The sequence below is a fragment of the Pelomonas sp. CA6 genome (assembly GCF_022549225.1).
In the GTDB taxonomy this organism is placed as follows: Bacteria; Pseudomonadota; Gammaproteobacteria; order Burkholderiales; family Burkholderiaceae_C; genus Roseateles.
This window is the reverse complement of sequence record NZ_JAKZFD010000004.1, coordinates 124,015-143,865: the sequence shown is the minus strand read 5'-3', so window position 1 is coordinate 143,865 and position 19,851 is coordinate 124,015. Positions and strand designations below refer to the sequence as shown.

Here is a 19,851-nt window from a genome sequence, read left to right as displayed (position 1 = left end):
TCAGAAGTCCTTGCACAGGCGCAGCGCGTCGTAGATGGCGGCGTGGATGTTGTGCATGGACACCGCGTCGCCGATGCGGAACAGCGCGAACCCGCCCTGGCCCAGCGGCTGCGACAGCACCGGCTGGGGCCGGGCGGCGAAGAGGGCTTCGGTGTCGGTCTGGCCGCGGTTCAGCGAGCGCTCCTTGAGCTGCCAGTACAGCGCCTCGTTGGGCCGTATCCCGTTCTCGATCACGACCTGGTCGACGACGCGCTCTTCCTGCACCTCGGTGTACTCGTTGCGCAGCACGGCGACGAGCTTGTTGCCGTCGGGCGTGTGCTCGCGGTAGACGCGGTCCAGCCAGCAGTTGGGCGTCTGGATCACGCCTTGCGCGTAGAGGCGGCGGTAGAAGATCGGGAAGGTGGTGCCGCCGGTGTCGTCGGCGACCTTGACGTCCGGCGTGACGATCTCGACCAGGTGGCCGCGGCTGGCGATGTAGTCGGCCACGCTGGCGCCGGCATGGGTACTGACGCCGTCGTAGACCAGCACATTGCCCTGCGGCGCGACGCGGCCGCTGAGAATGTCCCAGCTGGACACCGACAGCCCCTGGTCCGCGCCCCAGTCCGCGATCTGGTCCACATGGGCGATGCCGCCGGTGGCGAGCACGACGATGTCGGGCCGCTGGTCCAGGATCATCGCGGCGTCGGCCTCGCAGTTCAGGCGTCGGTCCACGCCCAGCCGCGTGGTCTCCAGGTCGAACCAGCGGATGATGCCGGCCATCTGTTCGCGCTTGGGCGCCTTGGCCGCCAGGTTCACCTGGCCGCCGACCTGGGCCTGCTTCTCGAACAGCACGACCTCGTGGCCGCGCTCGCGCGCCACGCGCGCCGCCTCCAGCCCGGCCGGGCCGGCGCCCACCACCACCACCTTGCGCCGCGGGCCGCTGCTCTTCTGGATGATGTGGGGCATGCTGCGCTCGCGGCTGGTCGCGGCGTTTTGCACGCACAGCACGTCCAGCCCGTTGTACTGCCGGTCGATGCAGTAGTTGGCGCCCACGCATTGCTTGATCTGGTCCTCGCGGTCTTCGCGGATCTTGAGCACCATGTGCGGGTCGGCGATCTGCGCGCGCGTCATGCCCACCAGGTCCACCGTGCCGCTGGCGAGCAGGCGCTCGGCCTGCTGCGCGTCGCGGATGCTCTGGGCATGCATCACCGGGATCTTGACCACGCTCTTGATGCCGCCGGCCAGATGGGCGAAGGGCTCGGGTGGCAGCGCCATCGGCGGCATGCAATTGGCCAGCGTGTTGTGCGTGTCCGCGCCCGAGCCGATCACGCTGAGGTAGTCGATCAGCCCGGTCTCGCTCATCGCCTGCGCGATCTCCTTGAGCGCCTCGTGGTCCAGGCCGTCTTCGTGGAATTCGTCGCCGCACAGGCGCAGGCCGACGCAGAAGTCGCGCCCCACGGTCTCGCGCACGGCGGTCAGCACCTCGATGCCGAAGCGCAGCCGGTTCTGCAGCGAGCCGCCGTACTCGTCGCGGCGGTGGTTGGTGCGCGGGCTCCAGAACTGGTCGATCAGGTGCTGGTGCGCGGCCGAGATCTCGATGCCGTCCAGGCCGGACTCTTTGACGCGGCGCGCCGCCTGGGCATAGTCCTGGACGATGCGGCGGATCTCCTCGATCTCGATGGTCTTGGCGTTGCCTCGGTGCACCGGCTCGCGCACGCCCGAGGGGCTGACCAGGTGCGGCCAGTCGAAGCCGTGCCAGGCGGTGCGCCGGCCCATGTGGGTGGCCTGGATCATGATCTTGGCGCCATGCGCGTGCATGGTCTCGGCCAGGCGGGCCAGGCCCTCCATGGTCTCGTCGCGGGCCAGGTTGACCGAGCTCCACCATTCGCTGGGGCTGTCGCGCGAGACCGGGCTGGAGCCGCCGCAGATCGCCAGGCCCACGCCGCCGCGTGCCTTTTCCTCGTAGTAGCGGATGTAGCGCTCGCCGGGGATGCCGTTCTCGGCATAGACCTCGGCGTGGGCGGTGCTCACGATCCGGTTGCGGATCTTCAGCTGGTTCAGCTGTATGGGTTCGAACAGATGGGGGTAGCGCATGGTCGGGCGGCCTCGTCAGGTTCGGGAGGGAAGGGGCGTCACGCTGAACACGCAGTGCGCATGGCCTTCGGCGGCGCACTGGGTCTCCTCGCTGTGCGTGGTCCAGCGCTGGTCGCCGTCCTGGCCGACCCAGTCCATCGCGCCGGAGAACCAGCCGGCGAACAGATAGCAGAGCTTGTCGCGGCGCACCGGAACGCCGGCGATGCCCTGCGCGAGCACGAAAACCGAGTGCTCCAGCCGGATGCGGGCGTGGCCGGTCAGCGCATCCACCGACTCGAAGCTGAACAGGCCCCAGCCGCGCTGCGAGAGCCGCTTCAGGTAGTGCTCGTAGACCGCCAGGCCGCGCAGGCCGTGGGTGCGCGCTTCCTGCTCGCACCAGAAGTAGGCCGAGCGGTGGCCGGCCTTGTACAGGCTCTGCGCATAGGTGTCGCGGCCGATCGCGGCCTCGGCCTCGACGTGGTTGTTGACGAAGAAGTGGCGCGGCACATAGATCATGGGCAGGCCATCGGTGCTCCAGATGCCGGTGTCGGGGTGGATGTCGATGGGGAGTTGGGGTTGCATGGCGGGGCCTCGGGGGACGGGGGAAGTGAAGGCGAATGAGGAGGCGGGGGCGGGCTCAGGCGCCCCAGACGTCCTTGAACACGCGCAGCCAGTTGGCGCCTATCACCTTCTCGATGCGACGGGCCGGCCAGCCGGCGCGTTCCATCGCGTCGGTGAGGTTGGGCATCTCGCCGATGCTGCGGATGCCGGCGGGGTTCTGCACCGTGCCGAAATCCGTGAGGCGGCGGTGGCGGCCCTTGTCGTGCGTGAGGCTGTGGAAGAACTCGGCGCCATGGCCCTGGGTGTGGTCGGTGCCCACGCCCACGCAGTCCTCGCCGACGCGGTCGATCACGTAGGCGATGGCCTCCACGTAGTCGTCCACGGTGGCCTCGATGCCGCGGCGCAGGAAGGGCGGGAACATGGTCACGCCGATGAAACCGCCGTGGTCGGCGATGAAGCGCAGCTGCTCGTCGCTCTTGTTGCGTGGATGCGCCTTCAGCCCGGCGGGCAGGCAGTGGCTGTAGGTGACGGGCTTCTTGGAGGCGAGGATGGCCTCCTCGCTGGTCTTGGCGCCGACATGCGAGAGGTCCACCATGATGCCGACGCGGTTCATCTCGGCGATGACCTCGTGGCCGTAGCCGGAGAGGCCGCCATCGCGCTCGTAGCAGCCGGTGCCGATCAGGTTCTGGGTGTTGTAGCAGAGCTGGACCACGCGCACGCCCATGTCGGCGAAGGCCTCGATGTGGCCCAGGTGATCCTCGAAGGCATGGGCGTTCTGGAAGCCCAGGATGATGCCGGTCTTGCCTTCGCGCTTGGCTCGTTCGATGTCGGCCGTGCTGCGCACCAGGGTCAGCAGGTCGGCGTTGGCGCGGATGTGTGCCTTCATCTCGGCGATGTTGTGCACCGTGGCGCGGAAGTCCTCCCACACCGAGACGGTGCAGTTGGCGGCGCTGAGGCCGCCCTTGCGCATGTCCTCGAACACCGCGCGGTCCCACTTGGAGATGATCAGGCCGTCGATGACGATGGCGTTGGCGTGGATGGCGTTCATGGCTGGGTCCTCTCAAGAAAACGAAGGGCCGCCCCGAGTTGTCCGGCCCCTGTCGGAAGGCCCGCCGCCATGCGGCAGGTCTGGGGCGCGCGCATCGGCTGCGGGGCGCTCGCGGGGGCCACCGGCGGTGTGCTCCTGCAGGGCTGAATTCTTCGAGTCAGCGCCCCGTGGGGCTTGTGCGGCGCGGACACGCACTTGCACAAATCCGACATGGCCGACGGCGGCGCGTCCGGCCGTGGCGGTCAGAGCTCGAGCACGCGCGGCGCATGCCCGGTCAGCGCCAGGAAGCCGAGCAGCGCTTCGTGGGTCAGCGCCAGCGTGGCGGTGTTGCGCAGCGGATGGGCCTGCACCTTGCCCGCCTGCCAGACGGCGCTGTCCAGCACCAGCTCGACGCGTCGTTCGCGGTCCTGCATCAGCGCCAGCACGCTGACCGCGCCCGGCGTCACGCCCAGGTGGCGCTGCAGCCGCTCCGCCGACGCCAGGCTGAGCTTGGATGTCCCAAGAATCGGTGCCAGAGCCGCCAGGTCCAGCCGGCGGTCGTGCGGCACGATGACGAGGAAATGGCGGCTGCCCTTGGCGTCGCGCAGGAACACGTTCTTGGTCCGGAGGCCGTCGATCCGTGGCGTCGCGGCGAGCGCGTCGGCGATGGTGAACACCGGCGCATGCTCGACGCGCTCGTAGTGCAGGTGGTGGCCGTCCAGCAGCAGCAAGAGGGCGTCGCTGGCGCTGGTGTCGCCGGTGCTGGCGCTGGTCGGGGTGGAGGTGTCGTGTGGCATCGCGCCAGCATAGGAATCGGCATCGCGAACGCTGGTCTGCAAGCGTCGTGTCCTTGACGATTCACGACAAGGCGCGGGGCCGCGCGGCGACGCCGGCACCGCGTTTGATGGCGCAGAAACCGGCATGTCGATTCCAGACAAGTCCGCGTCCGACGCATGCAAGGTCGCCACGACGGCCCGCCGAACAATGCCGCAGCAGGGAGCCGGCCGCCTGTCGGCCGCGAGTTCCCGCGAGGCCCATTCAACGGATACCAAGGACCTGCGTCATGTCCATCCCGTCCCATCCCCTGACCCTGCATCCCCGCCTTGGCGCCTCGCGCGCATTTCTGGATGCCTTGCTCGACCGACGCCGCCCCGGCTACAGCCTGGAGGCGCCGTTCTACCTGAGCGACGAAGTCTTCCAGGCCGACATGGCCTACATCTTCCGTCGCCACTGGATCTTCGTCGGCGTCGCGCCGCAGATGCCGGAGCCGGGCGACTACATCACGGTGGACATCGGCGAGGACTCGTTGCTGATCGTGCGCGACGACGACATGGGCCTGCGCGCCTTCCACAACGTCTGCCGCCACCGCGGATCGCGGCTTTGCCAGGAGCACCAGGGCAGCCTGGGCCACATCGTCTGCCCCTATCACCAGTGGACCTACGACCTCGGCGGCCGGCTGGTCCATGCCGACCACATGGGCGAGGCCTTTCTGCGCGAACAGCATGGCCTGCACAAGGTGCACCTGCGCAACCTCGAAGGCCTGATCTTCGTCTGCCTGGCCGACCAGCCGCCCGAGGACTTCGACGAGGTCGCGGCGCGCATGAAGCCCTATCTGGCGCCGCACCGCCTGGAAGACTGCAAGGTGGCGGCCCAGGTCGACATCATCGAGGAAGGCAACTGGAAGCTCACGCTGGAAAACAACCGCGAGTGCTACCACTGCGTGGCCAACCACCCGGAGCTGACCGTCTCGCTGTACGAGCACGGCTTTGGCGCGCAGCCGGGGCCGCAGAACGCCGACGGCGTGGCGCGCTTCGAGGACATCGTCAAGAGCAACCACGCCCGCTGGCAATCGCTGGGCCTGCCCAGCGCGCGCATCGAGGAGCTGGACAGCCGCGTGTCGGGCTTCCGCACCCAGCGCCTGCCGCTGGACCGCGCCGGGCAGTCGCAGACGCTCAACGCCGAGGTCGCCTGCCGCAAGCTGCTCGGCGACTTCCGCGAGAAGTCGCTGGGCGGGCTGTCCTTCTGGACCCAGCCCAATTCCTGGCACCACTTCATGAGCGACCACGTGGTGAGCTTCTCCACGCTGCCGCTGGACCCCGGGCGCACGCTGGTGCGCACGCTGTGGTGCGTGCACAAGGACGCGGTCGAGGGCGTGGACTACAGCGTCGAAAACCTCACCGCCGTCTGGAACGCCACCAACGCGCAGGACCGTCGCCTGGTCGAGGCGACGCAGCGCGGCGTGGCCAGCCCGGCCTACCAGCCCGGCCCCTACTCGCCGTATACCGAAGGCCTGGTCGAGGCTTTCTCCAACTGGTATGTGACGCGCCTGCGCGCCGGCCTGCAGGGCGACCGGTGATGGAGCCGGCCTACCCCGATCTGGCGCTGGCGCCCGCCAGCCCCTGGGGGCCCGACGACGAGTGGCTGGAATGCGTGCGCGTGCGCGACGAGACGCACGACGTGCGCAGCTTCGTGCTGCGCCCGCTGCAGCCACGCTGCTTTCGCTACCGGCCCGGCCAGTTCATCACGCTGCGCCTGGAGATCGAGGGCGAGGTGCTGAACCGCTGCTACACGCTGTGCTCCAGCCCGACCCGGCCCGACACGCTCACCATCACCGTCAAGCGCGTCCCCGGCGGTCGCGTGTCCAACTGGCTGCATGACACGCTGCGGCCCGGCATGCGCGTGTCGGCCACCGGGCCGGCGGGCGCCTTCTGCTTTCCGCCCGGGCCGGTCGTGGCGCCGGCGCGCGGGCAGCTCTACCTGTCCGGCGGCAGCGGCATCACGCCGCTGATGTCCATGTCGCGCGCCTGGGCCGATCTGGGGCTGGACGCCGACGTGCAGTTCCTCCATGCCGCGCGCAGCCCGCAGGACATCGTCTTCGCCGACGAGCTGAAGCTGCTGGCGCGCGCGCTGCCGCGCTGGCGCGCCACCGTGCTGTGCGAGACGCGCGGTGCCGTGCCCGGCTACGACGGTCTGCTGGGGCGGCTCAGCCTGCCGCTGCTCCAGGCCCAGGTGCCGGACTTCCTGGCGCGCGAGGTCTGGTGCTGCGGCCCGGCGCCCTTCATGGCCGCGGTGCGCGCGCTGCTCGCTGAAGCCGGCTTCGAGATGGCGCGCTACCACGAAGAGAGCTTCAGCTTCGCGGCACCACCGGCCGGCGAGGTGCCGGCGGCGGACGCCGGCGTGCCCGAGGCCGCGCCCCGGCGCTTCAGCATCACGTTGCGCTCGCGCGGCGAGCGCTTCGATTGCGGCGCCGACGAGACCCTGCTGGGCGCCGCCCAGCGCGCCGGGCTGCGCTGGCCCTTCTCCTGCGCCAGTGGCATCTGCGGCACCTGCCGCACGCGCAAGCATGCCGGCGAGGTGGAGATGAAGCAGGGCGGCGGCCTGCGCCCGCGCGAGGTGGCGCAGGGCTGGGTGCTGCCCTGCTGCAGCTGGCCGCTGAGCGATCTGGAGCTGGACCGCTAGCGGCGCCGCGGCCCTCCACCCCTTTCTCCACGACCCAGGAGTCGAGCATGTCCCAGGCGAAGATTCAGATACGCGAGCTGACCAAGGTCTTCGGCACCCGGCCCGAGCAGGCACTGAGCCTGCTGGCCCAGGGCCTGTCCAAGGACGAGATCTTCCAGCGCACCGGCCAGGTCGTCGGCTTGAGCCGCGTCAGCTTCGACGTGGAGGCCGGCGAGATCTATGTGCTGATGGGCCTGTCGGGCTCCGGCAAGTCCACGCTGATCCGGCTCATCAACCGGCTGGTGGAACCCACCTCGGGCGCCGTCACCATCGACGGCCGCGACGTGGTGCGCATGCGCCCGGCCGAGCTGGTGCGCTGGCGGCGCAAGCGCGTCGCGATGGTGTTCCAGAGCTTCGCGCTGATGCCGCACCGCAGCGTGTTCGACAACGTGGCCTTCGGGCTGGAGATCGCCGGCGAGGCCGGCAGTCGCTGCCGCGATCGCGTGATGGACGTGCTCGAGCAGGTCGGCCTGAAGGCCTACGCGCAGAAGTACCCGCGCCAGCTCTCGGGCGGCATGCAGCAGCGCGTGGGGCTGGCACGCGCGATGGCGGTGGACCCCGACATCCTGCTGATGGACGAGGCCTTCTCCGCGCTGGACCCGCTCAAGCGCACCGAGATGCAGGACCTGATGCTGGAGCTGCAGCGCGAGCACCGGCGCACCATCTTCTTCGTCTCGCACGACCTGGAGGAGGCGCTGAAGATCGGCTCGCGCATCGGCATCATGGAAGGCGGCCTGCTGGTGCAGCAGGGCACGCCGCACGAGATCGTCACGCGCCCGGCCAACGACTATGTGCGGCGCTTCTTCAAGGGCGTCGACACCTCGCGCTATCTCACCGCCGCCGACCTGGTGGACACGGGCGGTGCCGTCGACCCGCTCGCGCATTTCAACGGCAGGAACCGACTTTCGGCGTCGACCACGCTGCCCGATGCCTTGCGCACCGTGCTCGGGCTGGATCAACCCGTGGGCGTGTTCGACGAGGCCGAGCGCCTGGTCGGCTGCATCACGCCCAAGAGCCTTCTCACCAAGATTGCGAGCACCCGCCATGCTTTCTGAACTTCTCCAGGCCCTGCTGAAGGGTCAAGACAAGGACGTGCTGCCTCTGGGCGCCTGGGTCAACGACGGCGTCAAGCTGCTGCTGAGCCGCGGCGCGGGCCTGTTCGACACCGTGGGCCGCGTCGTCGACAACTTCGCCAGCCAGGTCGAGACGACCTTTCTCGCGCTGCCCTTCTGGCTGGTGCTGCTGATCGTGGTGGGCGTGGGCACCTGGCGGCTGAAATGGCGCTTTGGCCTCTTCGCGCTGGCCAGCCTGCTGGTGATCCGCCTCACCGGCTTCTGGGACCAGACCATGGTGACGCTGGCGCTGGTCTTCTCGGCCACGCTGATCAGTCTGCTCGTCGGCGTGCCGCTGGGCATCCTTTGCGCGCGCCACGACCGCTTCAACGCCAGCCTGCGCCCCATGCTGGACTTCATGCAGACCATGCCCGCCTTCGTCTACCTGATCCCGGCGGCCATGCTGTTCGGGCTGGGCCGCGTGCCCGGCATCCTCGCCACCGTGGTGTTCGCGATGCCGCCGGTGGTGCGCCTCACCGCGCTGGGCATACGCCAGGTGAATGCCGAGCAGGTCGAAGCCGGCCAGGCCTTCGGCTGCACGCCGCTGCAGCTGCTGTGGAAGGTGCAGCTTCCCATCGCGCTGCCCACGCTGATGGCCGGCGTCAACCAGACCATCATGATGGCGCTGTCCATGGTGATCATCGCGTCCATGGTGGGCGCCGGTGGCCTGGGCAACGACGTGCTGTCCAGCATCCAGCGCCTGGACATCGGCCTGGGCTTCGAGAGCGGGCTGTCGGTGGTGCTGCTGGCCATCATCCTGGACCGCCTCACCGAGAGCTTCGGCACGCGCCACCTCGAAGGCTGACGGCGCGGCCGCCTGCGGCGACGGGGTGGGCAAGACCTGACCCCTGACGCGCCGGGCCTCCCAGCCTCTGAAGCCCGCGCGCTGCGCGGCGTCGGACGCATGTCGGATCGCGGCCGGTTTGCGTCGCCGCGCGGCAAGGGCGCCCGCGGCGCCTCCCTAGCATCCATCGGCAGATTCCCCCGCATCGGCTTGCGCCGCTGCCCCTCCCTTCCTCACCCCCATCGACAACCGGAGAGAGACATGACTTCGTTCCGACGTACCGCCGTTCCCTTCGCGGCCTGCGCGCTGTTGCTGGCCAGCGGCCTGGCCCAGGCCCAGTCCTCGGTCAGCATCTCGGGCCTGATCGACATCGGCGCCTACCGCGACTTCGACAAGACCAAGAAAGTCGGCACCATCCAGCGCAGCAACATCGCCTTCAGCGGCAGCGAGGACCTGGGCGACGGCATGGCCGCCACCTTCATGCTGTCGCACCGCTTCGATGCCGACACCGGCCGCGTCGAGGGCGATGGCGCCAAGCCCTTCTGGCATGGCGAGGCCAGCGTCGGCCTGAAGGGCGGCTGGGGGGCGCTGCGCCTGGGGCGCGCGCTGGATGTGATCTCGGCCAACTACTGGGCCTTCGACCCCTGGTACGCCTTCAACCGCATCGCGTCGCCCAGCTGGCATTTCGTCGAATACAACTACGCCGCCAACCGGGCCAGCAACAACGGCTCGGCCGAATACAACCGCCTCAACAACGGCGTCTTCTACGACTCGCCCACGGTGGCCGGCTTCAGCGCCCATGTCAGCGGCTCTTTCGAGAAGTCCGACGGCGCCACCAAGAACAACGCCGGCCTGTCGCTGAACTACAACCAGAACGGCGTCTCGCTGATGCTGGCCAGCACGCGCAACGGCTGGGGCGATACCGAGACCTTCGCCGGCGCCAAGTACGCCAGCGGCGCCTGGTCCGTGATGGGCAGCTATGACCAGAGTACGTACAAAGGCACGAGCGCGGATTCCAAGGCCAAGACCGCGACGCTGGGCGCGACCTACCGCCTGGGCCAGGTCGAGCTGAAGGCCGGCTACGGGCGCATCGACGTCGACGGCGTCAAGGGCCGCTTCGTCGGTCTGGGCGCCGACTACGCGCTGTCCAAACGCACCACGCTCTACGCCAGCCTGGGCAGCAAGAAGGCCCCGTCGCTGGGTGCGAGCAGCCAGACGGCCTATGGCGCGGGCCTCGCGCACAGCTTCTAAGCTTCAGGAGAACAGCATGTCCAGCAATCGCGGCGTCGCCTATGTGCGGCCCGGGGCGGTGGAGGTCCGCTCCATCGACTTTCCCACGCTGTCGGACCCGCGCGGCCGGCGCATCGACCATGGCGTGATCCTGCGCGTGGTCTCGACCAACATCTGCGGTTCCGACCAGCACATGGTGCGCGGACGCACCACGGCGCCCGAGGGCCTGATCCTGGGCCACGAGATCACCGGCGAGGTGATCGAGCTGGGTCGCGACGTGGAGACGCTGGCCAAGGGCGACCTGGTCTCGGTGCCCTTCAATGTGGCCTGCGGCCGCTGCCGCTGCTGCAAGGAGCAGAGCACCGGCGTCTGTCTCAGCGTCAACCCGGCGCGCGCCGGCGGCGCCTACGGCTATGTGGACATGGGCGGCTGGATCGGCGGCCAGGCCGAGTATGTGATGGTGCCCTATGCCGACTTCAACCTGCTGAAGTTCCCGGACAAGGCGCAGGCGATGGAAAAGATCCGCGACCTGACCTGCCTCTCCGACATCCTGCCCACCGGCTACCACGGCGCGGTGTCGGCCGGCGTGGGGCCGGGCAGCACGGTCTATGTCGCCGGCGCCGGACCGGTGGGTCTGGCGGCCGCGGCCTCGGCGCGGCTGCTGGGCGCGGCGGCGGTGATCGTCGGCGACGTCAACCCGGCCCGGCTGCGCCATCCCCAGGCGCTGGGCTATGAGGTGGTGGACCTGTCGCTGGACGCCGGGCTGGGCGAGCAGGTGGCGCAGATCCTGGGCGTTCCCGAGGTCGATTGCGCGGTCGACGCGGTCGGCTTCGAGGCGCGCGGCCATGGCCATGCGGGCGCCCAGGTCGAGGCACCGGCCACGGTGTTGAACTCGCTGATGGAGGTGACGCGCGCGGCCGGTCGCATCGGTATTCCCGGCCTCTACGTCACCGAGGATCCGGGCGCGGTGGACAACGCGGCCAGGACCGGTTCGCTGAGCATCCGCCTGGGCCTGGGCTGGGCCAAGTCGCACAGCTTCTTCACCGGGCAGACGCCGGTGATGAAGTACAACCGCGCGCTGATGCAGGCCATCCTGTGGGACCGCATCCGCATCGCCGAGACCGTGGGGGTGGAGGTGATCTCGCTGGACGACGCGCCGCGCGGCTATTCGGAGTTCGATGCGGGCGCGCCCAAGAAGTTCGTCATCGACCCGCACGGGCTGGTGGCCCGGGGCGCCGCCTGAGGCCGAGAACCCCAGTTGAGTCTGAGTCCCCGCCCCACAAAGGCGGTTGGGCGCGCATCCGGTCCGGAATGCGCGCCCGTTTTTTTGGCGGGTCCTGAAGAAGAGGTCTTGGCGCCGGGGGGCGCGGCCGCGGCCCTCCGCGCGGCTTACCTCAGCACCACGGTCCGCAGGCCGTTGACGAACACGCGGTGCTCCAGCACGTAGCGCAGCGCGCGCGCCAGCACCAGGCATTCCACATGCCGGCCCGCGCTCATCAGCTGCTCGGGCGAAAAAGCATGGTCCACGCGCTCCAGGGCCTGTTCGATGATGGGGCCCTCGTCCAGGTCGGTGGTCGCGAAGTGCGCGGTCGCGCCGATCAGCTTGACGCCGCGCGCATGCGCCTGCGCATAGGGGCGCGCGCCCTTGAAGCCGGGCAGGAAGGAATGGTGGATGTTGATCACGCGCCCGGCGAGCCGCTGGCACAGGTCTTCCGACAAGACCTGCATGTAGCGCGCCAGCACCACGAGCTCGGCACCGCTGTCTTCGATGCAACGCAGCAGCTGCGCTTCCTGCTGCGGCTTGGTCTGCGCCGTGATCGGCAGGTGGTGGAAGGGGATGCCGTCGGCCTGCGCGAGCGGCTGCAGGTCGGCATGGTTGGAGGCCACCGCGACCACCTCCATGTCCAGCTCGCCGCGGCGGCGCTGCGCCAGCAGGTCGATCAGGCAGTGGTCGGCCTTGGAGACCAGGATCAGCACGCGCGTGGGCCGGCGCGTGTCGTGGATCTCGCCCTGCGCATCGCCGATGCCGGCGCGCACGCGCGCATAGTCGGCACGTAGGGTCTGCAGGGCCTGGGCGCCGGTGTCGCGGATGCGGAAGACCGTGCGCAGATAGAAACGCTCGCTCAGCACATCGTCGAAGACGGCGAACTCCTCGATGTAGGCGCCGCGGCTCTCCAGCAGCGTGGTCACCTTCGCGACCTGCCCCCGTTCGCTGCGGCAGGCCAGGGTCAGGCAGTAGCGGCCCTCGGCCGCACCGCAGCGCGGCGGCGCGCCATCACCGCCGCTCATGCGAACCGCCGCGTGATCAGGCCGCATTCGCTGCTGGCGCGCTCCAGCATCAGCCACACATAACTCATGAAGCTGCGCCGCACCAGCAGCTCGTACTCGGGCGTGTCGGACAGCTGCCACAGCCAAACCGAGGCCTTGAAGAAATGCGAACCGGCGCTGCGGCCCGGCGCGAACACGCGCGGATGCAGGTCCAGCGGGCAGCCCTGGGCGAGCACCTCGCGCGCCGGCGTGCCGCTGAGGTGCAGCACCGTGTAGCCGCTGCTGACGTCGGTGAGCGCATGCAGCTGGCCGGCGAGCGCCTGGCGCAACGCATCGGTCAGGGCCTGCTGCTGGCCCTTGGGGCCAATGACGAACCAGTCGTCCGGGCCGACCCACACGATGCGCAGCGTCGCGCCGCCGCTGAAGCTGCAGGACTGCACCGGCAGCGGCGCGCCCAGCGCCCGCGCGACGGCGTCGCGGAAGGCGGGCTGCTCGCCGTCGCCGCGCAGATTGAGGATGGCCAGGCCCTCGCGCCAGCCGGCGAGCAGGCCGCGGGTTTCGTGGCGGGCGGGATTGAGCTCAAGCATTCTGGCGCTCCGATTGGGGGTCGTAGAACACGGGGCTGGCGATGGTCGCGGTGACCACGCGGCCGCCCTGCATGGAGACATGGACGCGTTCGCCCATGCGCTGCGCGCCGCCGCGCACCAGCGCCAGCGCGATGGAGCGGCCCAGCGTGGGGCTGGCATAGCTGGAGGTGACATGGCCCGACGCGCGCGTCGGCACCCGGGTGGGCGGCGCGTCCAGCACCTGGGCGCCTTCCTCCAGCACGACTTGCGGGTCATCGCTGAGCAGGCCCACGAACTGCTTGCGGTCGCCACGCGCGGTGTCGCTGCGCGCCAGCGAACGCTTGCCCAGGCAGTCCTTGGTCTTGGTCACCATCGCGCCCATGCCCAGGTCCACCGGGGTCACCGAGCCATCGGTGTCCTGGCCGACGATGATGTAGCCTTTCTCGGCGCGCAGCACGTGCATGGTCTCGGTGCCGTAGGGCGTGATGCCCAGCGGCGCGCCGGCCGCGTGGATGGCCTCCCAGACGCGCAGGCCCTCGGCCGAGGGCACGTTGATCTCGTAGCTGCGTTCGCCCGAAAAGCTGATGCGCATGATGCGGGCGCGCACGCCGGCCACCGTGCCCTCGCGGTAGGACATGAAGGGGAAGGCGGCGTCGTCGAAGTCCACGTCGGGGCAGAGCTTCTGCAGCAGCTCGCGGCTCTTGGGGCCGGCCAGCGCGGTGGTGGACCAGTGGTCGGTGACGCTGGTCAGGTAGACCTTGAGCTGGGGCCACTCGGTCTGCAGCCAGCGCTCCAGCCAGGCCAGCACGCGCGCCGCGCCGCCGGTGGTGGTGTGCATCAGGAAGTGGTTCTCGGCCAGGCGCACGGTGACGCCGTCGTCGAAGACCATGCCGTTCTCGTCCAGCATCAGCCCGTAGCGGCACTTGCCCACCTCCAGCTTGGACCAGGCGTTGCAGTACACCCAGTTCAGCAGCGTGGCGGCGTCGGGGCCCTGGATGTCGATCTTGCCCAGCGTGGAAGCGTCCAGCGTGCCCACGCCCTGGCGCACCGCGAGCACCTCGCGCCGCACCGCGGCATGCAGGTCCTCGCCCTTACGCGGGAAGTACCAGGGCCTCTTCCACTGCCCGACGTCCTCGAACAGCGCGCCCTGGCGCAGATGCCAGGGGTGCATGGCGGTGGTGCGCACCGGCTCGAAGGCGTCGCCCAGCTCCAGCCCGGCCACGGCGCCGAAGCTGATGGGCGTGTAGTTGGGCCGGAAGGTCGTCGTGCCCACCTCGGGAATGCGCCGGCCCAGGGCCTGCGCGGCGATGCCCATGCCGTTGATGTTGCCGGTCTTGCCCTGGTCGGTGCCAAAGCCCAGCGCGGTGTAGCGCTTGACGTGCTCGATGGAGCGGAAACCTTCACGCACCGCCAGCTCGATATCGGAGGCGGCGACATCGTTCTGCAGGTCCACGAACTGCTTGGGCGCGCGGCTCGCCGGCCGCGCATGCGGCACCAGCCACAGCGGGCGCAGCGTCCCTGCGTGGGTCTCGGGCACGCGTGGCGGCGTGCCGGGCGGCACCGCGAAGCCGGTGGCCTGCGCGGCGGCCACGCCGGCAGACCAGCCGTTGTGCGCGCACAGGAACAGGCTCTGCAGGCCGCGGCTCGCGCCGGCGCAGGTCTCCGCCTGGGCCGGGGCGCCGGGCACGAAGGCGGCGCGCTCCTCGTCCCATTGCGGCTTGCCGCCGGCCTGGCAGTACAGATGGACCACCGGGCTGAAGCCGCCGGACAGCGCGACCAAGTCGCAATAGAGCTGGCGCTCCGCGCCGCTGAGGCGGCCCTGCGCGTCCAAGCCCTGCACGAGCACGGCCCGCACGCGTCGACGGCCAATGGCTTCGGTGAGCACCTGGCCGGCAAGGATCTCCACGCCGCGGGCCCGCGCCCGTTGCGACAGGCTGCCGGTGACCTCGCTGCGCGCGTCCACCACCACGACCGACGCGCCCGCGCCCTGCAGCGCCAGCGCCGCGTCGTAGCCGGCGTCGTTGTTGGTGAAGACCACCGCGCGCCGGCCCGGTAGCACGGCATAGCGGCGCACATAGGTGGACACGGCCGAGGCCAGCATGATGCCCGGCAGGTCGTTGTTGCCGAACACCAGCGGACGCTCGTGCGCGCCGGTCGCCAGCACCACCTGGTGGGCGCGCACCTTCCACAGCCGCTCGCGGAAGGCCGGGGCCTGCTCCGACCGCAGGTGGTCGGCGCGGCGCTCCAGCAGCGTGAGCAGGTTGTGGTCGTGGTAGCCGAAGGCGGTGGTGCGCGGCAGCACGCGCACCTCGGGCATCGTGGCCAGTTCCTGCAGCGCCTGAGCCACCCATTCGGCGGCAGGCAGGCCGTCCACCTGTTCGTCGCTGGACAGCAGCCAGCCACCGGGTTCGGGCTGCTCGTCGCACAGCAGCACGCGCGCGCCGCTGCGTCCGGCGGCCAGCGCCGCGCTGAGCCCGGCGATGCCGGCACCGACCACCAGCACATCGCAGTGCGCGTAGCGCTTTTCGTAGCGGTCGGGATCGGGCAGCACGGGCGACTCGCCCAGGCCGCTGGCGGCGCGGATGTGCTTCTCGAAGAAATGCCAGGCCGACTGCGAAGCCATGAAGGTCTTGTAATAGAAGCCGGCCGGGATCAGGCGCGAGAACCAGCCGTTCACCGCCTTCAGGTCGAATTCGATGCTGGGGCTGGCGTGGATGGAACGGGCGCTCAGGCCATCGACCAGCTCGACCTCGGTCATGCGCGCGTTGGGCACGGTGCGCGCGCCATCGAACAGCTGCACCAGCGCATTGGGTTCCTCCACGCCGGCGCTGAGGACGCCGCGTGGCCGGTGGTACTTCCAGCTGCGCGCCACCAGCGCGACGCCGTTGGCCAGCAGCGCCGAGGCCAGCGTGTCGCCGGGATGGCCCGCGTAGCTGCGGCCGTTGAAGCGAAAGCGAATCGTCTGGCCGCGGTCGATGCGGCCTCCGGTGGCGAGGCGGGCCTTCATGCGGGGCTCCTGGTCGTGGTGCTGGGGGCGGTGGGGGTGGGCTGGCCATCGACGGCCGGCGCGGGTTCGCCGATGCGCCAGATGGCGACGAAGCGATAACTGACCGTGTCGCGCAGCGCGTTGAACCAGCGGCCGCAGCCGCTGCTATGGCGCCACTGCTCGTGGTGCACGCCCTTGGGGTTGTGGCGCATGAACACGTAGTCGCCCCATTGCTCGTCGCTGAGGGTCTCGGTGTTCAGCGGACGGGCGATGCTCTCGCCGCCGCAGTTGAATTCGGATTCGGCGCGCGGGCCGCACCAGGGGCAGTGGAGTTGCAGCATGGGGTGGGTCCCTTGGGGTTCAGTGGTGGGGCGGGGGGGCAGGGGCGTGCGCTTGGGCTTGAGGGTTGCCTCGTCGCCTGGTCGCTTGGTCGCTTGGTCGCCTGGTTCCGGCCTGGCGGCCGGGTCACTTTCTTCTGGGGGCCCAGAAGAAAGTAACCAAAGAAGAGGGCCTGAATGCGATTTGACCGAGACCCGCGCTGCGCACCGAGCAGCGGCCCGACGACCACCCGGGCCACGCCAACGCTCAGGCCTCGAGTCGCTCGCCGGGTACGGCTCGACTCCACGCCGGGCCTCGTGCACGGGCTCGCTGCCACGAGCAGCGCCGCACCCTCTGGGGGACCGTCCACGGTACGCCTCGGACAAGGGGGGCGCGCCTTGCTGGGCCGAGCGCCGGGTCGTCCCAAACCGGCCCGCGAGCGCCACCGGCGCCTCGCCAGTGGCCGGCCAAGGTTGGCCTTGGACGAGGGGCTCCTCATGTCAATGGGCCACGGCCGCCGCGCCGTGCTCGTCGATCAGATGGCCGCTGGAGAAGCGCTCCAGCGAGAACGCTTCGTTGAGCGCATGCGGACGGTCGCGCGCAATGGTGTGGGCCATGACCCAGCCGGAGCCCGGCGTGGCCTTGAAGCCGCCGGTGCCCCAGCCGCAGTTGATGTACAGGCCCTTCACCGGCGTCAGGCCGATGATGGGGCAGGCGTCGGGCGAGACGTCGACGATGCCGCCCCATTGGCGGTTCATGCGCACGCGCGAGAACAGCGGGAAGAGTTCGACGATGGCCTGCAGCGTGCCCTCGATCACGTGGTAGCTGCCGCGCTGGCCGTAGCCGGCGTACTGGTCGATGCCCGCGCCGATGACCAGGTCGCCCTTGTCGGACTGGCTGATGTAGGCATGGATGGCGTTGCTCATCACCACGGTGGGGAAGATGGGCTTGAGCGGTTCGGACACCAGGGCCTGCAGCGGATGGCTTTCCAGCGGCAGGCGGATGCCGGCCATTTCGGCCAGCACGCTGGAATGGCCAGCGGCGACCAGGGCGACCTTCTTGGCCTTGATGAAGCCGCGCGCGGTGTCCACGCCGATCACCGCGCCGCCCTCGCGGCGTAGGCCGTGCACCTCGCAGTGCTGCAGGATGTCCACGCCCAGCGCGTCGGCGGCGCGCGCGAATCCCCAGGCCACCGCGTCGTGGCGCGCGACGCCGGCGCGGCGCTGCAGCGACGCGCCCAGCACCGGGTAGCGCGAGTTCAGGTTGATGAAGGGCAGCATCTGCTGGACCTGCTGCGGCGTCAGCACCTCGGCGTCGACGCCGTTGAGCCGGTTGGCGTTGACGCGGCGCTGGATGTCGCGCATGTCCTGCAGCGAGTGGCCCAGGTTCATCACGCCGCGCTGGCTGAACATCACGTTGTAATTGAGGTCCTGGGACAGGCCTTCCCACAGCTGCATGGACTTCTCGTAGAGCTGCGTGGCCTCGTCCCACAGGTAGTTGGAGCGCACGATGGTGGTGTTGCGCGCGGTGTTGCCGCCGCCCAGATAGCCGCGCTCCACCACCGCGATGTTGCGCAGCCCATGCTCCTTGGCCAGGTAGTACGCCGTGGCCAGCCCATGCCCGCCGCCGCCCACCACCACCACGTCGTACTCGCGCTTGGGCTCGGGCGACCGCCACTGCGGCTGCCAGCCCTCGTGGTAGGACATCGCATTGCGCAGCAACGACCAGATCGAAAACTTCTGCATCTCAGTTCCTCTCAGTCCTCTTCAAAGCGGCACGCGCGCCGCAGCCCCAGGCGCGAAGCCTCATGCCATGGGCCGAGCGCCGGGCCGCCCCAAGCCGGCCCACCTGGCGATGTGCGAGCGGGGCAGTCCCCGCGAGCATCGCCGTCCCCTCGGGGGGCCGTCCAAGGCACGCCTTGGGCGAGGGGCTCCACGCATTTCCGGGCCGAGCGCCGGGCCGCCCCAAGCCGGCCCACCTGGCGATGTGCGAGCGGGGCAGGCCCCGCGAGCATCGCCGCCCCCTCGGGGGGCCGCCTCCGGTACCCCGGAGGCGGGGGGCTCCACATCAACACTCGACGACATTGACCGCCAACCCCCCGCGCGAGGTTTCCTTGTATTTGGTCTTCATGTCCGCCCCGGTGTCGCGCATGGTCTTGATCACCTTGTCCAGGCTGACGTGGTGGGTGCCGTCGCCGCGCAGCGCCATGCGCGCGGCGTTGATGGCCTTCACCGACGCGATCGCGTTGCGCTCGATGCAGGGGATCTGCACCAGGCCGCCGACCGGATCGCAGGTCAGGCCCAGGTGGTGCTCCATGCCGATCTCGGCGGCGTTCTCCACCTGCTCCGGCGAGCCGCCCAGCACCGCGCACAGCGCCCCGGCGGCCATGGAGCAGGCCACGCCCACCTCGCCCTGGCAGCCAACTTCGGCGCCGCTGATGCTGGCGTTTTCCTTGTAGAGGATGGCGATCGCCGCGGCGGTGAGCAGGAAGTCGAACACGCCCTGCAGGTTCGCGCCGGGAATGAAGCGGTGGTAGTAGTGCAGCACCGCGGGCACGATGCCGGCCGCGCCATTGGTGGGCGCGGTGACGACGCGGCCGCCGGCCGCGTTTTCCTCGTTGACCGCCAGCGCGTAGAGGTTGACCCAGTCCATCACCTGCAGCGGGTCGCGCAGCGCCGCCTCGGGGTTCTGCGTCAGACCGCGGTGCAGCTCGGCGGCGCGGCGGCGCACCTTGAAGCCGCCGGGCAGCACGCCCTCGGTGGCGATGCCGCGCCGCACGCAGGCCTGCATCGCTTCCCAGAGGCGGGTGAGGCCGGCGCGCAGTTCGTCGTCGCTGCGCCAGGCCAGCTCGTTGCGCCACATCAGCTGTGCGACCGACAGGCCGTTGGCGCGGCATTGCGCCAGCAGCTCGGCGCCGCTGCGAAAGGGGTGGGGCAGCGCGCGCGCATCGGGCCGTAGCTGCGGCTCGCCGGTCTCGTCCTGCATGACGACGAAGCCGCCGCCGACCGAGTAGTAGCAGCGCTCCATCAGCGGCCGGCCCTCGGCGTCCAGCGCGGTCAGGCGCATGCCATTGGGATGGAAGGGCAGGGTTTCGCGGCGCAGGAACAGCAGGTCCTCCTGCTCCACATAGGCGATGGCATGGCTGCCGGCCAGGCGCAGCAGGCGCCGCTCGCGGATGCGCTGCAGCCGCTCGGCGATGGTGTCGGGGTCGATGCGGTCGGGTTCCTCGCCTTCCAGCCCCAGCATCACGGCCTTGTCGCTGCCATGGCCCTTGCCGGTGGCGCCCAGCGACCCGTAGAGCTGGCAGCGCACGCGGCGCACGGCATCCAGCTGCCCGCTCTGGCCCAGCGCGACGGCGAACAGCCGGGCGGCGCGCATCGGGCCCACGGTGTGCGAGCTGCTCGGCCCGATGCCGATCTTGAAGAGGTCGAAGGTGCTGACGGCCATGG

Annotated in this window: 16 protein-coding genes; 6 read left to right on the top strand and 10 right to left on the bottom strand. The window is 70.1% G+C overall.

What is annotated here, in order from left to right; all coding sequences use genetic code 11:
- From LZ017_RS08690 to LZ017_RS08675, 4 genes are all read right to left on the bottom strand, one after another.
- Positions 1-2,073: an NADH:flavin oxidoreductase gene (locus LZ017_RS08690; RefSeq protein ID WP_241396220.1), complete on the bottom strand. Its 2,073-nt coding sequence runs from the start codon at positions 2,071-2,073 to the stop codon at positions 1-3.
- A 15-nt stretch (positions 2,074-2,088) separates the two neighbouring features.
- Positions 2,089-2,634: a DUF5943 domain-containing protein gene (locus tag LZ017_RS08685; protein ID WP_241396219.1), complete on the bottom strand. Its 546-nt coding sequence runs from the start codon at positions 2,632-2,634 to the stop codon at positions 2,089-2,091.
- A gap of 55 nt (positions 2,635-2,689) precedes the next feature.
- Entirely contained in the window at positions 2,690-3,661 is a 972-nt protein-coding gene (locus LZ017_RS08680; protein WP_241396218.1) for a dipeptidase, read from the bottom strand.
- 242 nt (positions 3,662-3,903) lie between these two features.
- Entirely contained in the window at positions 3,904-4,479 is a 576-nt protein-coding gene (locus LZ017_RS08675) for a prolyl-tRNA synthetase associated domain-containing protein (protein WP_241396217.1), read from the bottom strand.
- A gap of 224 nt (positions 4,480-4,703) precedes the next feature.
- Here LZ017_RS08675 and LZ017_RS08670 point away from each other — a divergent pair, with 224 nt between their 5' ends.
- The 6 genes from LZ017_RS08670 (at position 4,704) to fdhA (ending at position 11,507) form a co-directional block, all read left to right on the top strand.
- Positions 4,704-5,996 carry an aromatic ring-hydroxylating dioxygenase subunit alpha gene (locus LZ017_RS08670; protein ID WP_241396216.1) on the top strand — a complete coding sequence of 431 codons (1,293 nt, stop codon included), beginning with the start codon at positions 4,704-4,706 and terminating at the stop codon, positions 5,994-5,996.
- Entirely contained in the window at positions 5,951-7,099 is a 1,149-nt protein-coding gene (locus tag LZ017_RS08665; protein WP_374109904.1) for an FAD-binding oxidoreductase, read from the top strand. The genes LZ017_RS08670 and LZ017_RS08665 overlap by 46 nt, the downstream gene beginning before the upstream one ends.
- A 47-nt stretch (positions 7,100-7,146) precedes the next feature.
- Complete coding sequence (locus tag LZ017_RS08660) at positions 7,147-8,193, top strand: glycine betaine/L-proline ABC transporter ATP-binding protein (protein ID WP_308194066.1); 1,047 nt, start codon at positions 7,147-7,149, stop codon at positions 8,191-8,193.
- The gene (locus tag LZ017_RS08655) at positions 8,183-9,055 is read left to right on the top strand and encodes a proline/glycine betaine ABC transporter permease (RefSeq protein WP_241396214.1); all 873 of its coding nucleotides are present in this window, start codon (positions 8,183-8,185) and stop codon (positions 9,053-9,055) included. The genes LZ017_RS08660 and LZ017_RS08655 overlap by 11 nt, the downstream gene beginning before the upstream one ends.
- A 240-nt stretch (positions 9,056-9,295) precedes the next feature.
- On the top strand, positions 9,296-10,285 hold the full coding sequence (locus LZ017_RS08650; RefSeq protein WP_241396213.1) for a porin: 990 nt from the start codon (positions 9,296-9,298) through the stop codon (positions 10,283-10,285).
- Positions 10,286-10,301: 16 nt separating this feature from the next.
- Positions 10,302-11,507: a formaldehyde dehydrogenase, glutathione-independent gene (gene fdhA / locus LZ017_RS08645; protein WP_241396212.1), complete on the top strand. Its 1,206-nt coding sequence runs from the start codon at positions 10,302-10,304 to the stop codon at positions 11,505-11,507.
- A 146-nt stretch (positions 11,508-11,653) separates the two neighbouring features.
- On the opposite strand, the gene purU is transcribed toward fdhA, so the two are convergent.
- From purU to LZ017_RS08615, 6 genes are all read right to left on the bottom strand, one after another.
- The gene (purU, locus tag LZ017_RS08640; RefSeq protein ID WP_241396211.1) at positions 11,654-12,553 is read right to left on the bottom strand and encodes a formyltetrahydrofolate deformylase; all 900 of its coding nucleotides are present in this window, start codon (positions 12,551-12,553) and stop codon (positions 11,654-11,656) included.
- Positions 12,550-13,119 carry a sarcosine oxidase subunit gamma gene (locus LZ017_RS08635; RefSeq protein WP_241396210.1) on the bottom strand — a complete coding sequence of 190 codons (570 nt, stop codon included), beginning with the start codon at positions 13,117-13,119 and terminating at the stop codon, positions 12,550-12,552. Before LZ017_RS08635 ends, purU begins: the two co-directional genes overlap by 4 nt.
- Positions 13,112-16,105: a sarcosine oxidase subunit alpha family protein gene (locus tag LZ017_RS08630; RefSeq protein WP_241396209.1), complete on the bottom strand. Its 2,994-nt coding sequence runs from the start codon at positions 16,103-16,105 to the stop codon at positions 13,112-13,114. The genes LZ017_RS08635 and LZ017_RS08630 overlap by 8 nt, the downstream gene beginning before the upstream one ends.
- A complete protein-coding gene (locus LZ017_RS08625) occupies positions 16,102-16,425 on the bottom strand; it encodes a sarcosine oxidase subunit delta (protein WP_241396208.1) in 324 nt (107 codons plus the stop codon). The genes LZ017_RS08630 and LZ017_RS08625 overlap by 4 nt, the downstream gene beginning before the upstream one ends.
- Before the next feature lie 477 nt (positions 16,426-16,902).
- Complete coding sequence (locus LZ017_RS08620) at positions 16,903-18,147, bottom strand: sarcosine oxidase subunit beta family protein (protein ID WP_241396207.1); 1,245 nt, start codon at positions 18,145-18,147, stop codon at positions 16,903-16,905.
- 322 nt (positions 18,148-18,469) lie between these two features.
- On the bottom strand, positions 18,470-19,849 hold the full coding sequence (locus LZ017_RS08615; RefSeq protein ID WP_241396206.1) for an L-serine ammonia-lyase: 1,380 nt from the start codon (positions 19,847-19,849) through the stop codon (positions 18,470-18,472).
- Between the last annotated feature and the right edge of the window lie 2 nt (positions 19,850-19,851).

What these genes read in the sequence shown, in the direction of transcription:
- LZ017_RS08690 (WP_241396220.1), bottom strand. Translation starts at nt 2,073, where the DNA reads ATGCGCTACCCCCATCTGTTCGAACCCATACAGCTGAACCAGCTGAAG.
- LZ017_RS08685 (WP_241396219.1), bottom strand. Translation starts at nt 2,634, where the DNA reads ATGCAACCCCAACTCCCCATCGACATCCACCCCGACACCGGCATCTGG.
- LZ017_RS08680 (WP_241396218.1), bottom strand. Translation starts at nt 3,661, where the DNA reads ATGAACGCCATCCACGCCAACGCCATCGTCATCGACGGCCTGATCATC.
- LZ017_RS08670 (WP_241396216.1), top strand. Translation starts at nt 4,704, where the DNA reads ATGTCCATCCCGTCCCATCCCCTGACCCTGCATCCCCGCCTTGGCGCC.
- LZ017_RS08660 (WP_308194066.1), top strand. Translation starts at nt 7,147, where the DNA reads ATGTCCCAGGCGAAGATTCAGATACGCGAGCTGACCAAGGTCTTCGGC.
- LZ017_RS08655 (WP_241396214.1), top strand. Translation starts at nt 8,183, where the DNA reads ATGCTTTCTGAACTTCTCCAGGCCCTGCTGAAGGGTCAAGACAAGGAC.
- LZ017_RS08650 (WP_241396213.1), top strand. Translation starts at nt 9,296, where the DNA reads ATGACTTCGTTCCGACGTACCGCCGTTCCCTTCGCGGCCTGCGCGCTG.
- fdhA (WP_241396212.1), top strand. Translation starts at nt 10,302, where the DNA reads ATGTCCAGCAATCGCGGCGTCGCCTATGTGCGGCCCGGGGCGGTGGAG.
- purU (WP_241396211.1), bottom strand. Translation starts at nt 12,553, where the DNA reads ATGAGCGGCGGTGATGGCGCGCCGCCGCGCTGCGGTGCGGCCGAGGGC.
- LZ017_RS08635 (WP_241396210.1), bottom strand. Translation starts at nt 13,119, where the DNA reads ATGCTTGAGCTCAATCCCGCCCGCCACGAAACCCGCGGCCTGCTCGCC.
- LZ017_RS08630 (WP_241396209.1), bottom strand. Translation starts at nt 16,105, where the DNA reads ATGAAGGCCCGCCTCGCCACCGGAGGCCGCATCGACCGCGGCCAGACG.
- LZ017_RS08625 (WP_241396208.1), bottom strand. Translation starts at nt 16,425, where the DNA reads ATGCTGCAACTCCACTGCCCCTGGTGCGGCCCGCGCGCCGAATCCGAA.
- LZ017_RS08620 (WP_241396207.1), bottom strand. Translation starts at nt 18,147, where the DNA reads ATGCAGAAGTTTTCGATCTGGTCGTTGCTGCGCAATGCGATGTCCTAC.
- LZ017_RS08615 (WP_241396206.1), bottom strand. Translation starts at nt 19,849, where the DNA reads ATGGCCGTCAGCACCTTCGACCTCTTCAAGATCGGCATCGGGCCGAGC.